Genomic DNA, 14,311 nt, shown 5'->3' with positions numbered 1-14,311 from the left:
GTCCACTATATCTCTAAAAAAACATGCTAAGGGGTCATTATGGTTAGATTTTTCCCAAAAGAGGAGAAGTTCTTCGACTATTTCGACCAGGCATCGGAAAAGATAGTGAATGGAGTAGGGCTTTTTAAAAATATGATGCAGGATTTATCTCATGCCGAAGAAAAGGCCAGGGCTATAAAAGACGTTGAGCACGAAGCGGATCATATAACCCATGAGACCGTGTCCAAATTACACACCACGTTTGTCACTCCTATCGACCGCGAGTCCATTTACAACCTTATAACCAGGCTAGACGATATTCTTGATCTGATCGATTCTGCCTGTGAGAGGGTTTTCCTCTACAAGATAAAGAGCTCTACACCGGAAGCTTTGGCTTTAATTGGCATACTAGAGAGGGCTATAGCACAGGTGGCAAAAGGAGTGGGCGAACTACGGAATATAAAAAACCCCCGCACCATCCTGGACATCTGTATAGAAATCAACCGGCTCGAAAACGAGGGGGATAGAACCTTCAGGAATGCGCTATCAATTTTATTTAATTCAACCTCCGAACCTATAGAGATAATCAAATGGAAGGATATCTACGAGACGCTCGAAGATGCCATAGACATCTGCGAAGATGTGGCAAACATACTGGAAGGAATAGTGCTTGAGCATGCCTGATGTGCTTTTATTGACTGCATTGGTTGTAGCAGTCGCCCTTTTATTTGACTTCACAAACGGTTGGAACGACTCGGCTAATGCAATTGCCACGGTGGTATCGACGAGGGTTCTTTCCCCCTTTCAAGCGGTGATGTTCGCCGCGGTTTTGAACTTTTTAGGTGCATACTTGAGCACCAGGGTGGCAAAAACAATAGGCGGTGATATCACCGACCCCGCTACCATCACTCAAACCGCAGTTTTAACTGCCATGATCACTGCTGCCGGGTGGACGGCGCTTATGACTAGGCTGGGGCTTCCGATCAGCGCATCTCATTCGTTGATCGGCGGGATCATCGGGGCTACCGTCTCAGCAAAAGGTTTTGCGGCACTTAAACTTGACGGTGTCTTCAAAATACTCCTTGCTCTTATTATCTCTCCTGTCCTCGGTTTTTTGGTGGGGGCTTTCTTGATGTATTGTCTTACCTGGCTTTTCCACCGCTCCTCTCCATACAAGATCAATAGATATTTCGGAAAGCTCCAGTTGGTTTCTGCCGGATTCATGGCGTTAAGCCACGGCACTAACGATGCACAAAAGGTTATGGGAGTGATAACTATAGCCCTGGTGAGCGGGGGTTTTCTCGATAAGATAGAGGTGCCATTCTGGGTAATAACCGCATGTGCCACGGTGATGGCTCTGGGAACCGCTTTAGGCGGGTGGAAGGTGATAAGAACCCTTGGAGTCAACCTCCTGAAACTGAAGCCCATTCACGGCTTTGCCGCGGAGACTTCGGCATCGATCGTGCTTCTAGGGGCCGCATCACTGGGAATGCCGGTGAGCACGACACACGTGATTGCATCCTCGATAATGGGCGTAGGCTCTTCCATAAGATTTTCTGCGGTTAGGTGGGGAATCGCTAGGGATATCATATTAGCCTGGATTTTTACCCTCCCGGTATGTGCTATCGTAGCTGGATTGCTCTTTCAGTTGATTGGTTTAATATAATCATGAAGTAACCTGTGACATCAAGTTGCAGTGAAGTATTAACGAATAAAATTAATCTAGATACAAGATGCACGATTTATTTTTTTATCATGCATCATGAATCATGCATCATTTATTTGTCGTACATCTTGCATCGTTATATTCCGGCTGAATATGAAGAGGCTTTTTCTTGTATCACTTCTATTTACCTTTTTTTTTAACTCCTGCTCGGTGGTAAAATTTGCCCGTTACTATGCCGCGGCCGACTCCTCGAAAGGGGTACTTAAAGGGCGCATATATCAAACCGACCGCACCAGCTACGAGATCGGGGAGCTGGCAGACGGATGGAAGAGGATAAACATAAAGGGGGGAGACCTAGCATTCTGGAATGAGAAGCTGGGGTCAACGATAACGGTTAATTCAACCTGCAATAAAGATAATAAAGAGGTTAAGTACAGCTTGAAGGCACTTTCCGACTCCCTTATTTTGGGTATTAGCGATAAAGAGCTAATTCATAGAGAAGAAATAGTGGTGGGCGGGGAAAATGCCCTGGAGAGCGTATACCGGGGAAAGTTGGATAAGACCTCGGTTAAAATAGGCACTGTCGTCCTCAAAAAAGGTAGTTGCTTTTATGACCTCAGCTATGCCTCTTCGCCGGATAGTTTCGAGGCCGGAATCTTTGAATTCAGGGAGTTTGTCTTGCAGTTCAAGGTAATATAGGGGAAGATGAAAAATTTTATCATTCAGCTTGGCACATTAAGCATCTCCCTCCTGGAACACGTAGGCGAGCTAGGGATTCTCCTTTACAGGACCATATATGGCTGTTTAAGGCCACCATTTAATTTCCGCCTGATTTTAGAGCAAATAGATGAAATAGGCTTTAAATCGGTTCCCATAGTCATTATTTCTGCTATGGCCATAGGGATGGTCATGGTGGTTCAACTTGCCTACGGATTCGGCCGGTTTGGCGCTAAAAGCCTGGTGGGCTCGGTCGTTTCACTGGCAATAGTGAGAGAACTGGGGCCGGTGCTCGCTTCCCTCCTGGTCGGGGGCAGGGTCGGTTCCGGGATCACCGCGGAAATAGGGTCGATGAAGGTAACCGAACAGATAGATGCGTTGAGAACCCTTGGTGCCGACCCCATAAAGAAGCTGGTCGTGCCCAGGTTTATTGCGGCAGTAATTTGTTTTCCATTTCTCACCATAATTGCCAACCTTTCGGGCATCGTCGGCGCTATAATCATGGCGGAGATCGAGCTCGGAGTAACGCCCAGGCTTTTTATTTCCGGGATGGTTGGTTTGGTTTTCATCTCCGACCTGCTTAGCGGAATTTTAAAGACTGTCTTTTTTGGCTCTATTGTGGCAATAATCGGTTGCTATGTCGGTATGAACACAGAGGGTGGAACGCAAGGGGTAGGAAGGGCTACAACGCTTACCGTAGTAGTTTCACTGGTGTTGATAATAATCGGGGATTTCTTTCTCACTAAGCTTTTTTTGATGCTTTGATACCGGGCGGGACCGGACGAAACATCTTCCCTATCAGAAAACTCCCTTGATATCTAGAGCCTCTTTATAGTCTTTATACTTGATGTAGGCTTCGTTTGCTTGCTGGGTGTTTCCGGATTGTAGGGCCTTATGATACTGGCTATTCCAGAAGTTCATCTTATCACGAAGCTCAGCTAGTGAATTTGCTTCCGCTAGTCTTTTTGCTGTTTCTGAAGGATAATGATAGCTGTTTGTCCATAGCGATTTAGCTTCCGGGGATTCGAGGGTTGTTTTGATCGGTGTTTCAGACTGAACATAACTCTTTCTAAGCTTCTTTCTATAGGCTGAATAATCTATATTGCTTTCAGACTGAACTTCTTGATTTCGAGATATAGATATTATCGGTGTATGGGGATTGTGGTCGGTAAAGTAGATAACTGTGCCCGCCGCGCCAAATATGGCGAAAAGGGTTAAGCTTAATATCTTTCCAACTGTTTCCATTATTTCCCCTCCTGCCTAAAAATCAAAACCTTTATTTATAATAGAGAGGTGAAATAGAAGTAAGCAGGCATCATACAAAGAACTCTTTTAGTACTCGAAGTTCATAATAATAAAGGCTCTGCATGTATTTTAGCAATGTACATGCCATTGATGCTCGAAACATAATTATCTGGAATCATTGAATATTGTTGCGACATTAAAAGGCTATAGTGTCAAAATTTGCAATCCGGGGGAAGGAAATTGCACATCTCCTGCCGATAAATAGTTCGTGATACTCTTTTTTGACTTGTAGGTTGTGATAGGATAAGTTCAAGTGGTGAACACCCAATGACTGCAAAACCCGAAAGCCGTAGACAGGAGGACATTTTAAATTACTGGTTTGGCCAGTTGAAGGAAAACGAAGGGCCTTCGAACGAATATTATAAAAAGTGGTTTGCAAAAGATGAGCGGGTCGACCATTTCATAAAGACAAACTTTGAAAGTGACCTGCAGCGGGCTATAGATGGCCACTTAAGGAGCTGGGAGGAGGCGCCCCGTGGCGCATTGGCACTGATAATACTGCTCGACCAGTTTTCTCGAAATATATATCGAGGTTTGCCGAGGGCATTTACTCAGGACCATTTAGCGCTCGAACTTTGCCTGAAAGGGATTGAAAAAGGGTTTGATATGAAACTCCATCCGGTAGAAAGGCTATTCTTCTACATGCCCTTGGAACATTCGGAAGACCTGGAGATGCAGAAGAAATCGGTTGAGCTTTTTTCCATGATGGAAGAACTATTTCCCTCTCCTCATAATCTGTCATACATGGTATCGGAATTCAAGAAATATGCGGATATGCACTACGTCATTATCGAGAGATTCGGCAGATTCCCCCACCGAAACCAAGTGCTGGGGCGTAAGTCCACACCGGAGGAGGTTGAATTTTTAAAACAACCCGGTTCTTCGTTTTAGGTTACAGATATGGGTCTAAAGTCTGCATCCATCTAGCACCGTCATGCCCATCCCCGGTTAAACCGGAGGATCAATCGAGGATCCACACCGCATGTCATCCCCGAATGCATTAATCGGGGATTCATCTGTTGAAAAACTGGATTCCCGCTTGCGCAGGAATGACCGGTCGGGGGAATCCCAATCCCGATCATGGTCGGGAACAAGCTTAATAGGGTCTATCCCCCCTTGTCATTCCCGAAATCTTTTAATCGGGAATCTATAATTAAAGATTGGATTCCCGCTAACCACATGCGGGAATGACGAATGGTAATAAATCCGGTGTAGTGGCAACCGTAAGGTCGCTACATTGTAAATAAATCGCAGGTCTTACTGAATTAATTACACCAGCGTCAGCTTAACAAACTATAGATACCGCTCGATGAAGAAATTGGCATAATATCTGGCCCAATCAGATCCGGGTGCCATCATCGCTCTTTCTTTTTCCACCATAACCATCAAATATATCAATTCGCTCTTTGTAAAATCGGACTTGAGCAATTTCTTTAGTTTCTCTAGCAGATAATCCGCATACCATATGGGCCAGTCAGAATCCTCTCCATTTGTTTTTATGAATGCCTTGTGGTGCTCGCTTCCGGCTTTACGAAATAGCTCTTCAAGTTGGTCTGCAACCTCCATGTCGGTCATAATGCTTTCTCCCAAATTTTAATTGTATTTATAGCTTTAAAAGCATTAAGGCAGCGGTGAACTCTCATGCATACCTCATTCAACCTTTCTCAAATAGCAGTAAATAAACCTTTGTTTTACTCCGGAGGGTGTAAGGTGTTCTTCTCCGGCGCTTTCGATCAACTCGAAATCATTGCCAAACTCTTCGAGGAGGCTGTCCGGACTGTATCTTACAACATCCAAACCGCTGCACCGGGGCGGGCCATCAAGGGCAAAGGCAGCGATAATAACGTGGCCACCTGGCTTCAATGAATCCTTCACCAGTTCCACATATTTTTGGCGATCCTCGGTACCGGTAAGAAAATGAAATACCGCACGGTCATGCCAGAGGTCATAATGATTCTCCGGCAGCGATACTTTGGTAATATCGGCTTCAATCCATGTTATCTTACCTGCATTGAAACCGAGCCTCGATTGTGCAAGGTCAATAGCCTTAGAAGAAATGTCAAGGACCGTCAGGCGCTCGAAGCCCCTGGCTAATAGGTCATCAACAAGTGTAGAAGCCCCGCCGCCGACATCGATTATCGATGCCAATTTACCGACCCCCGTCCGCTGGATAAATTGAAGGGACATCTGAAGGTGATCCTGGTACCAGCTCACCTCGGTGGGGAGCTTTTGGGCATAGACCTTTTCCCAATGTGATTTGTGTTCCGTGGAGGACATAGCATCCTGTAAACCTGAGTGATAAAAAATTATACGCAGGTCAGAGCACGCAATCAAAAGCGGAGTGGTTGTTACTCCTCAGCTCAAAACACGTAGGACAGCGATGCGCCGCCGTAAACATTAAACCCGGGAGCGGGTTCGAAGAACCTTCCTGCTACCGCATTCACCCTTACCGAGGAGTTATATTTTTCATCAAAGATATTATTAAAGCCGAGAAAAGGAGAAACCTCCCAGTGACGGAATAACCTCTTTTGATATCCCAATCTTATGCTGGTTACCACATAGCTGCCATTTTTTTCCGTGTTGGAATCGTTGACGAAGTAACCGTCGACATAGAATAACTCAGCTCCGCCATAAAAACCGTAGGGACTATTATAGAAGACCTCGGCATATAGTTGATTGGGTGGAATCCCGGGCACACGGTTGCCGTCAAAATTTCCCTCCTCGGTTTCAAAGTCCTTGAACTTGAAGTTAAGGTAGGTATAGGCAACGGTGAGCTTTAAACCATCTATAACTTCCAGGCTGAGACCAAGCTCCAGTCCGTAGTGCCTGGACTTTCCGGCGTTCCTGAAGAATTCCCTCCCCGGAACATCGGGCACCTGAAACGGAATTAGCTCATCCTTTACGTCCGCATAAAAAACGGCCAGGTCATAGGTCAGACGATTCCAGATCAACCCCTTTAAACCTGCCTCGTAACTGATTGCTTTCTGGGGCTTGAGGTCCGGGTTAAACCCGCCCGCCTCGCTCGGGCTATTGGCAAGCTCGGTGGTGGTGGGGGTTTCAAAGGAGGTGGAAAAGTTTCCATAAATGTTAAGAAAAGATAACGGGCTATACAACAGGCCGACTTTGGGGCTTAGCTCCTTAAAAGTAATGGAGCCGGAATCGTCTGGGTCGTCTTCAATGGTGAAGGAATCATCCACGGAGAAACGGATGTAGTCGTAGCGTAGTCCCAGGGTAAGCTCCAGGTTATCTAAGATTTGAAATTCATTCTGCACAAATACCCCGATATTAGCCACCTCCTCTTTTTGGTCAAGGGTCAGCTCGCCCCTTTCCTTTCCATCCGCGTAATCAAAATTCTTCCTGTCGTCGTTTTGGTATTCCACATCGACCCCGGCAATCAGGCGGTTAGCTCTACTCCAAAGGGAGCTGTCCCAAACGTATTTTGCCCCTCCTCCCAAGACCAACCTATCAAAAGAGACTATTCCAAAAGGAAGCCTCTGACTGAAATCCCTGACCGACCCGTAGACGCTTAAATTAACCTCCTGGTTTTGGGAAAGGTAATTACGGTAGACAATCCCCGACCGGCCTTCCTTTACGGACTCGCCCGCATCACGCAGAAGATTTGCGGGAGCGGCCTGTTCTCTATCTTGCTCAAGCTCTTCTTTGGTCAGCGCCCCGGGGTCCTCGGCAACGGGCGCATCAAGATAATTAAGTAGAATGGTCAAATCGGAGTTCTCATTTATGGTGTAGCGAAGCTTGCTGTTGAATAAAACATTCTCGGTTTCACTTTGCTCTCTGAATCCGTCTAGATCGAGTCGGGACAGGTTTAAAAGATAGTTAAGGTTTTTTACCTGCCCGCCCGCTTTAGCCTGATATTTTTGTAAACCGAAGGAACCCAGGACCATCCTCGCCCCGATAAAGGGCTCTTCCGGCCCATCCTCGGTGATTATGCTTATCACTCCCCCGGAGGCGTTTCCATAGAGGGCAGAGACCGGGCCGCGTATCACCTCGATCCTTTCCGTAGAACCTAGGTCAACGCTGTCTATCTGGCTCTGGCCGTCGGGAAGGGTTAACGGTATTCCATCTACCAAAATCTTTATGCCTCTAACTCCGAACGCCGCCCTGGCGCCAAAACCCCTTATGGATATGCGGGTGTCCTGAGCAAAGTTGTATCGGTTCTGGGCATAGACGCCGGGTATTTCGTTAAGGGATTCATCGAGCCCAATCATAGGCCTTCCCAGTTGTATGTCTTCTTCCTCTAAAACACCGACGGAAAACGGGACCTTGTTAAGAAGTTTTTCCACCCGTGGTGCGGTAACCTCTACCGGTTCGAGTAATATTAGTTCATCCTCTTCATCCATTTCTTGAGAGGACAGATGGGGAATATTCGAGTAGAAAAAGATGAATAAAGCCAGGAAGATTCTCTGCAATTTTGACTTTTCCGACCGGGGAATGATATAGGAAATAATACTATTATGTTTTAGCCCGAATTATACTCGTGTAGGTGGCAAGAGCAAATGATTAACTCCGGCGTATCCATATCCTATTCCAAGCTGTATCTGGATTTAAACTCTTCGATAATGGAAAGGAATTCTTCGGGCAATCTATCTTTGACGTTTGAGACGATCTCTCTGGGCAGGTCTTTATAAAACGAATGGGCTATGGCGCCGGCTATGCATGCTATAGTGTCGCTATCCCCGCCGAGCGAGATCCCCTTCCTTACGGCATCTTCAAAGTTTTGAGACTCCAGAAAGGAAATTATGGCCTCGGGTACCGAGCCCTGGCACGATACGTCAAACCGGTAAGACGGCCTTATTTCATCCACGGTTCGGTCAAGGTTGTAACCAAAGCGCTTGCTAATTTCTGCTTTTATTTCTTCTTTACTCTTTCCCCGGCTGGCCAGAAATACCGCCAAGGCGGTAGCCTGCGCCCCCTTTATGCCCTCCGGGTGATTGTGGGTAACCTCCGCGCTCTTTTTAGCTTCTTTGAGTACATCCTCGACCGTGTCAAAAGCAAACCCGATTGGGCTTACCCTCATGGCAGAGCCGTTTCCCCAACTGCCATAAGGCTTTCTTTCCGGTGAGAAAATCCAATTATAGAAGGAAAGTCCGTAGCCGGCATTTGGATATTTTCTCCCGAATATCTTGAAAGAGGATGCATAATCGACTCCCTTCAAGATAGAGTAGGCCACTGCTACGGTGAGAACGGTATCATCGGTAAACCTGGAGTGTAGGCTGAAAAGGGGAAAGTCGGTTGATTTGATTGGACTGCTTTCAAAAACGGAACCGATAACGTCTCCGGCAATCGCACCCAGCATTATAAAACTATGTTAGCACGGTTTGGCTATCATTCTACTTTTGATTGATAAAACAGATTATCTTAAAAAATTAGGTCCGAGGATAAAATATTAGGCTTAGAGTGAGAGCACCAGGCGTAGACCTTCTTCCAGTTGCCGCATCTGTTTGCCTGCTAACTTGCCTATCTTTTCGGTAAAAAACGATTTATCTAAAGTGACCAATTGAGAGACGTTTATAACCGAATCTTTCGGCAACCCAGTCGTTTTGAATGGTAAAAATACGTTTCCCGGTGCTTCGGCAAGCTTGAGATTAGATGTTATTACGGCAACTATGACCGTGTTGATTCGGCTGCGGTTAAAGGCATCAGATTGGATTATGACCAGAGGTCGACGAAAGCCTGGTCCCGACCCGGCAGGATCAGGTAAAGAAGCCCACCAAATTTCTCCTCGGAGCACTACCACTCATTCCTCTTTAAAGAGTTGAACTGCAAATTCTCGATGACCGGATCAAGAGAAGATTCCTCCTTATCATACACCTTGTTCAAGGCTTCAGTAATACCTTCTTCACGGTGTTTTTGAACATAGGAAGAGATGGCTTTTGCGTACAACTCGCTCCGGGATATACCTAAACGTTGTGAAAGTTTTTCCGCGGCTTCGAAGATTGGGTCGGGGATAGATATTGCTGTCTTCATGGTTATAAAGTATAACCATGGTTATACCAATGTCAATAAAATTATGTGTTGTTGCAGGAAATAATAAACTGCTGCAACGGTTGGAATCTTAACATCAACAAACCTTGGGCGACGGCTAAAGAGGGTAAATTAAGTTTGATTTTTAGACTGCATTCAAAAAGGAACCGATAACGTCTCCGGCAATTGCGCCCAGCATTCTTTGCTCAGTAGATGATTTTCCCTGCCCACCTGTCTCTTTTAGCCCAATATGGACACTTGGGACAGCTTTCCCCGATTGGGTAGTCTATTCCCTCTTCATGAGGGCAGCCAATAATTTTATCAGTAATAATCACGGATAAAGCCTTGTGGTACCTGATAAACTCCAATATCTTTCCGTTAATCAATTCATCAGAGCGGACATCGGAGTCTGTTGAAAACCACCTTTTTAAAAACTCAGGGGGTTCATCCCTTTTTATGACAATACCCACAGCTACTTTCGAGGCCACTTTATTATCCGGGCCATAGTATGCGACTGTAGCGATTGGATAACCGCGAAAGCGCTTTCGCGCCATCCTTTCTAATGATTTTCTTGCGGTGTCCTTGTTTTTCAACTTGCTAATCTTTCATTATACCAAATGACAGAGCAAGTGGTAAATTGCTCAAAAAGGCAAACTTGTCCAAAACAAGAGATTGCTTCGTTGCTAAAAGAAGGGGGCTAGCAATGGCGGCATATAAAGATTTTCCCTTTCTCCACTTCACGGAAAGGAGAACTGATGGAAATCCATTCGCCCTGAGCCCCTTCGACGTTGCTCAGAGCAAGCTTTTCGGCCCGTTCAGGACAGGGTTCTACTCTGCCGCTCATCCTGAGCCCGTCGAAGGAGAGCGGCAGGCTCAGGGCAGGCCAGTCGAAGGGTGTTTATGGTTCGATCCTTCGGCAAGCTCAGGATTCATCACGAACGCCATAGAAGCAGTGAGGAAGTGAGAGGAAATTAAACAAGAGAAAGGGAATGCAACTCCTGTTTCATACCTCTCAGCAAGCCTGCCCAGCATGGTCGAAGGGTCTTACTGAGCTAAGTAGAAGCAGGAGTAGACACAGAGGTAGTAGAAAGATTATTTGAACGAATAGTTAGGATGGCGTTGCACAGCAGACATAAAAAAGGGAACCTGATTTTAAAAGGACGTTTTTATCTATCTAAAGGCCTTTTCTTACGAGTGTGAACCGCTGGTTTCTAATTATTTTGGACAACAGTGTGAAAAAGGTTAAATTGAGTTCCGTCTGATCTGACTAAGATAATATGTGAGCAAATCTCGGTTGCTATCCTACTCCACATAACCCATGGCGAATGTGGTAACGCACACAATCCGGTATGTTGCGTGGCGGTCACAGCCAACACCAACCACCCGGAAACCCGGGTTGAAGATGTTTTTTCTATGCCCCCGACTGTAAACCCCATCATCAACGATCAACCCTATAACGATGTCGCGAGCATTCTCACCGCTGTAGTAAATGTTTTCTGCTACCTCCCCTTGCCAGGTGCCGTACCGACTAAGCCGGATACCGGGGGTGCTTCTATCTCGCCCTTCATGTCTCATAGCCCCTCTGGGACCAATATCGCTGGCATGGTCCTTAGCCGCTAAAGACATACCCCTCGAAACGCTCAAGGGTGGTAATGGGTTCACCGAATATAGAAAGCTTACAGCTTCGTTCACCGCACTCACACCTTCCCTTGTCCTGACAACGGTATCATACGAGCGATAGTATAGTTTTCCGTCGTAATATCTCTTCCTTTCTTCCAGGAATGAAGCGTACATACGGGGGTTCGTCCTGGCCAGGTTCATCTCCCGCACTATATCGTCTTCCAAGGAAGACATGCGCCCATCCCCGGTGAACGGAGAAAGCAGCTTTCCGCAACCAGCAACCACAATAAGACAGATAGCCAATAGAATTCCGAGATATATTTTCACGCTGTTAATTAAACCATCTTAAAGAGCATAAGGTCACAAGCTGGCCAGAAGATATAATCAAAATTATACCGATTTATTCAGAGCACTAAGCCGAGAGTAGTTTATCGGGATGGTTAGAAAGAGGGATAGAATGACAGAAAAAAGTGCATAGAGTCCTGGCAGAGTCTATTCCCATCTCTCAGTTCAGGCTCCACGAATGCACTGAGGACAGGCTCTGAGCTTGCTCTAAGTTTATCCAATTGTCAATCGAAAGATGGAATCTCTTGAGGTGTTCATTTTTCGACTATGCTCAGAATGAACGGTTTTTATTCCATTAATCATTTTAGTGGATATATGTATCCGCTCATGCTGAGCTTGTCGAAGCATCATCCTGGATCCTGGTCGAAGGATGGGTTATTGAGTGTTTGCTGTGGCTTAATCAAGCGCCTGCAGGTCATCCAAAACCGTGGTGCCGTCGCTCAATTTAATTTCAACTGTCTTATCGTAAGTCTTTGTGTTCTCATTGGGAAGTGGCAAGACGTGAATTTTTATTGTCCCGTTCATAGTATAAGCTACATCAACAAGAATACGATTGTCATCATCTGTTCTAAAAACCACACTAACATATTCTTTACCCTCATTCATTTTCTCAAAGTTAGGATTTTCCCTTACTTCACAATCTTCAATCTTTACTATCTGCATTTCTCCTCTCCTTTTTAAGTGGGGCGATACCCCCTAACTTAAGCCCCATTACTTTTGAAAGCATACGCTACTTGGAGAGTACAATCAAAAGGGTTTCTCCAAACCACTCCAATTATCAGAGGGATTCCTCATACAATCCTGAGTTTTATTTTCACGTCACAAATTAAGCCATCTTAACAAGTATAAAGTCACAACCTAGTTGGAGAAAATAAAGAAATTATGGTTTTGGTTCTTCTTGAACAGTTTTTGGCAAAAGTTGTAACGGTAGTTGTTAGAAGATCTGACGGTATTTTAGTGTAGTGAAATGTTTTAATCAAAGGTAAGAACCAATATTTATCAATTCTTATATTCTCCAAACTTTGTCATAGGCAAGTTTGGCGAGAGCCTTTGATCTTGATTCAATTTGTTGTTGACCCCAACTAGAAGCGTTTCTCAGAACATCATCTAGCCATACGCCGGAGTTTAAAAGTATCGATTTCTTTTCGTTGAATTCCTTGTTTGCTAACTTGTTGTTAAGATTCTCATTGACCAAAATGAGATTCCCAATTTGGGCTATGAGATTATCAGACATAGCGTTTTGAGTGTGGGGATTTTGAGATGCAATATGTTCTATTGTCATCTGATTATAATCAATAGAAACCCCTCTTTGCCGATGGGACTGATCAATCTTCTCTAAAATGTACCGAACCAGATTCTTATGTTTCGTGTACTTCTTAGAATACAAAATTTCTAAAAAATTAGCTTCAAACTCTGGGTAAGAGGGACGCTTATTTCGCAGTTTCTTTATAAGTTCATTTATTACTTCTAGTTTATTCTCAAGAGTTTGAGCGGTATGCAACTCTCTAGCATGAGAGGCATACATAAGAGATATGCCACCCGATGAACGCTGTGATGTGATGGCTGTAAACATAAAGTGAAAGTTTTCAATAGCTGTCAAAATTTTCTGAACATGCTTATTCTTAAGTTTTTTTTCTCTATATTCACGCATAGCGGAGATGATCATAGGTAAATCTTGTTTGACCCGGAAAATGTTTAGAGCATCGATAGATTGTTTTATTTTAATCTCCTGTCTGGTCCATTTTCTGAACGATGTTTCATGAATTTCTCTATAAATCCGGGCATCTGTAATCAAAGCTTCAAGGAACTGTTTTGCGTTATTCCTATTCACTTGTCGCTTGATTGCTTTGAAGAGTTTCTTGGCTGTTATGTACTCATACTGTGAAAGCCATAGATGATGCAGAAAACTATCCATTGAGAGGGTCTCATCTGATTGTTCAATCAGATCTACGGTTTTATTCCAATTTTCTTTTGTTAGATCTACATTCGCATTCTTTGGTTTCAGTAATTTCGTCAGGTGGTTTTTAACCAAGTCTGACACTCTCAAATCCTTTCCACGTGTGTTGAGGGTTTCAAATATGAAGTAAGCATCATCTTCGTCATCAAGTTCGATAAAGATAAGCTTTAATTGAAGAATACGATCACGAATATCTAATAATTTGTCATGAATTTTTGTCTTTGCCTTTTCTTTGGAGATGGAACGGTCAGTATGTATGGCATTAACTGCACTTTGGATGCTTTCGTTTATAAATTCATACGCATTCTTTAAGTCAGCTTCCTCTTGTCCCACATCGGGTTCGACTTCTGGTGGTCCAAATTTCTGAATGTGTTCCTGTAAATATGGATAAGAGGTTTCTGACTGAAGAACAAATTGTGCCTTATTATTAATATCTCGCCTTTCTATTCGATTGTGTATCCCTTGAGCAAGATCCTCAAAACCTTCCTTTCTTAAAATATTTCTTAAAGCACATAGCATCATGGTGATGGTTGTTAGGCGTTGCTGTCCATCAACGATTCCAAAAGTGTCATTCTTATCTTTATAAACTACTATTGAACCTCATATCTGTCCAAAATAGGTTTTAAGGGAAGGGAGCTCCAACAGGTAGAATTGATTTATTTGCAACAACAAAACAACCACCTGAAGGAGGCATCCCGTGAACAAGTATAGCAGTATTTTTGGTCAAATGTTACGAATAA

The 14,311-nt window shown here is 44.4% G+C and carries 17 protein-coding genes; 6 read left to right on the top strand and 11 right to left on the bottom strand.

Annotated features, from left to right (window positions below):
- The first annotated feature begins 39 nt into the window (after positions 1–39).
- The 4 genes from VNN20_01970 (at position 40) to VNN20_01955 (ending at position 3,127) form a co-directional block, all read left to right on the top strand.
- Positions 40–663, top strand: coding sequence for a DUF47 family protein (locus VNN20_01970; protein HWP90951.1), 624 nt, complete (start codon positions 40–42; stop codon positions 661–663).
- Positions 656–1,645 carry an inorganic phosphate transporter gene (locus VNN20_01965; GenBank protein ID HWP90950.1) on the top strand — a complete coding sequence of 330 codons (990 nt, stop codon included), beginning with the start codon at positions 656–658 and terminating at the stop codon, positions 1,643–1,645. The genes VNN20_01970 and VNN20_01965 overlap by 8 nt, the downstream gene beginning before the upstream one ends.
- A gap of 153 nt (positions 1,646–1,798) precedes the next feature.
- Positions 1,799–2,344, top strand: coding sequence for a hypothetical protein (locus tag VNN20_01960; GenBank protein ID HWP90949.1), 546 nt, complete (start codon positions 1,799–1,801; stop codon positions 2,342–2,344).
- Positions 2,345–2,350: 6 nt separating this feature from the next.
- Positions 2,351–3,127, top strand: a complete 777-nt coding sequence (locus VNN20_01955; protein ID HWP90948.1) for an ABC transporter permease — start codon at positions 2,351–2,353, stop codon at positions 3,125–3,127.
- A 33-nt stretch (positions 3,128–3,160) separates the two neighbouring features.
- On the opposite strand, the gene VNN20_01950 is transcribed toward VNN20_01955, so the two are convergent.
- Entirely contained in the window at positions 3,161–3,607 is a 447-nt protein-coding gene (locus VNN20_01950) for a hypothetical protein (protein ID HWP90947.1), read from the bottom strand.
- Between the two features lie 327 nt (positions 3,608–3,934).
- On the opposite strand from VNN20_01950, the gene VNN20_01945 reads away from it, so the two are divergent.
- Positions 3,935–4,558, top strand: coding sequence for a DUF924 family protein (locus VNN20_01945; protein ID HWP90946.1), 624 nt, complete (start codon positions 3,935–3,937; stop codon positions 4,556–4,558).
- A 402-nt stretch (positions 4,559–4,960) separates the two neighbouring features.
- Here VNN20_01945 and VNN20_01940 read toward each other — a convergent pair whose 3' ends face one another.
- From VNN20_01940 to VNN20_01910, 7 genes are all read right to left on the bottom strand, one after another.
- Positions 4,961–5,242, bottom strand: a complete 282-nt coding sequence (locus VNN20_01940) for a hypothetical protein (protein ID HWP90945.1) — start codon at positions 5,240–5,242, stop codon at positions 4,961–4,963.
- A 75-nt stretch (positions 5,243–5,317) separates the two neighbouring features.
- The gene (locus VNN20_01935; GenBank protein HWP90944.1) at positions 5,318–5,944 is read right to left on the bottom strand and encodes a class I SAM-dependent methyltransferase; all 627 of its coding nucleotides are present in this window, start codon (positions 5,942–5,944) and stop codon (positions 5,318–5,320) included.
- An 83-nt stretch (positions 5,945–6,027) separates the two neighbouring features.
- Positions 6,028–8,094 carry a TonB-dependent receptor gene (locus tag VNN20_01930; protein HWP90943.1) on the bottom strand — a complete coding sequence of 689 codons (2,067 nt, stop codon included), beginning with the start codon at positions 8,092–8,094 and terminating at the stop codon, positions 6,028–6,030.
- A gap of 113 nt (positions 8,095–8,207) precedes the next feature.
- Complete coding sequence (locus VNN20_01925; GenBank protein ID HWP90942.1) at positions 8,208–8,981, bottom strand: ADP-ribosylglycohydrolase family protein; 774 nt, start codon at positions 8,979–8,981, stop codon at positions 8,208–8,210.
- A gap of 96 nt (positions 8,982–9,077) precedes the next feature.
- Positions 9,078–9,416 carry a type II toxin-antitoxin system PemK/MazF family toxin gene (locus tag VNN20_01920; protein HWP90941.1) on the bottom strand — a complete coding sequence of 113 codons (339 nt, stop codon included), beginning with the start codon at positions 9,414–9,416 and terminating at the stop codon, positions 9,078–9,080.
- Positions 9,416–9,652, bottom strand: a complete 237-nt coding sequence (locus VNN20_01915) for a ribbon-helix-helix domain-containing protein (protein ID HWP90940.1) — start codon at positions 9,650–9,652, stop codon at positions 9,416–9,418. The genes VNN20_01920 and VNN20_01915 overlap by 1 nt, the downstream gene beginning before the upstream one ends.
- Before the next feature lie 203 nt (positions 9,653–9,855).
- Positions 9,856–10,242 (bottom strand): hypothetical protein, encoded by a 387-nt coding sequence (locus VNN20_01910; protein ID HWP90939.1) that lies wholly within the window; start codon positions 10,240–10,242, stop codon positions 9,856–9,858.
- 110 nt (positions 10,243–10,352) lie between these two features.
- Between VNN20_01910 and VNN20_01905 the strand changes: the two genes are divergently transcribed.
- Positions 10,353–10,613, top strand: a complete 261-nt coding sequence (locus tag VNN20_01905; GenBank protein HWP90938.1) for a hypothetical protein — start codon at positions 10,353–10,355, stop codon at positions 10,611–10,613.
- A 338-nt stretch (positions 10,614–10,951) separates the two neighbouring features.
- On the opposite strand, the gene VNN20_01900 is transcribed toward VNN20_01905, so the two are convergent.
- From VNN20_01900 to VNN20_01890, 3 genes are all read right to left on the bottom strand, one after another.
- The gene (locus VNN20_01900) at positions 10,952–11,596 is read right to left on the bottom strand and encodes a CAP domain-containing protein (protein HWP90937.1); all 645 of its coding nucleotides are present in this window, start codon (positions 11,594–11,596) and stop codon (positions 10,952–10,954) included.
- 414 nt (positions 11,597–12,010) lie between these two features.
- Positions 12,011–12,277, bottom strand: a complete 267-nt coding sequence (locus tag VNN20_01895) for a hypothetical protein (GenBank protein ID HWP90936.1) — start codon at positions 12,275–12,277, stop codon at positions 12,011–12,013.
- 343 nt (positions 12,278–12,620) lie between these two features.
- Positions 12,621–14,165: a DUF262 domain-containing protein gene (locus tag VNN20_01890; GenBank protein ID HWP90935.1), complete on the bottom strand. Its 1,545-nt coding sequence runs from the start codon at positions 14,163–14,165 to the stop codon at positions 12,621–12,623.
- Positions 14,166–14,311 lie beyond the last annotated feature (146 nt).

Source organism: Thermodesulfobacteriota bacterium (assembly GCA_035559815.1).
Lineage (GTDB): Bacteria > Desulfobacterota_D > UBA1144 > Nemesobacterales > CSP1-2 > DATMAT01.
Note: the sequence above shows the minus strand (reverse complement) of the source record. Positions and strands in the feature narration are given on the sequence as shown.